Below are 607 nucleotides of genomic sequence, written 5' to 3' on the forward strand. Positions count from 1 at the left end.
AACTAAAACGAACTGAAATTAAAAAGCGAATTTTAAATTTTATTATTGTGTTTATTGTAATTATTGCTACGAATTATATCTTCAACTATATATTTCAACCTTCAGAAAATAATGTTCCTAATTTTGGTACAGCTTTAGGATTAAGTTTAGGCATATCATTTTTTGATTTAGCATTCTTAAATATGAAAGAAAACTAATAGAAAAATTAGAGGATACAAATGAATATAAAAAAAAATTTTTTATTGTAATACTATCAATATTAGCTTTGTTAGCCATTTATTTAAGGATAACGTATAAAATAAGTCCTAGTACTTTCGGGTTAATTGGTTTGATTTTTGCTACCATAGGATTTATACGCAATCAATTTTTTGATACTTCGAAAACAGAAGAAAAGCCAATCTCAGACTTAAAAGAACATTTTAATCCGATTAAAAAACGATATAACTATGTTGTTAGATTAGTAATGATTTTGGGGATTTTTTACTTATTTATTCTGATTTTTAGCATTTTAAGTCAATTCTAATTTTTCCTTGTTGAACTAACACATTGCGATAGTTGTACAAAATGATCGACTGTATAGTCGTTCTTTTTTTGTTGTGCTAACTGG

General features: G+C 25.4%; 1 protein-coding gene. It reads left to right on the plus strand.

The window, feature by feature from the left end; all coding sequences use genetic code 11:
• Positions 1-197: hypothetical protein (locus tag CN514_RS26270; RefSeq protein WP_217993967.1), on the plus strand; the 197-nt coding region annotated here is incomplete at its 5' end.
• Positions 198-607 lie beyond the last annotated feature (410 nt).

Origin of the sequence: Bacillus sp. AFS001701, from assembly GCF_002559405.1 — a bacterium.
Taxonomy (GTDB): Bacteria; Bacillota; Bacilli; order Bacillales; family Bacillaceae_G; genus Gottfriedia.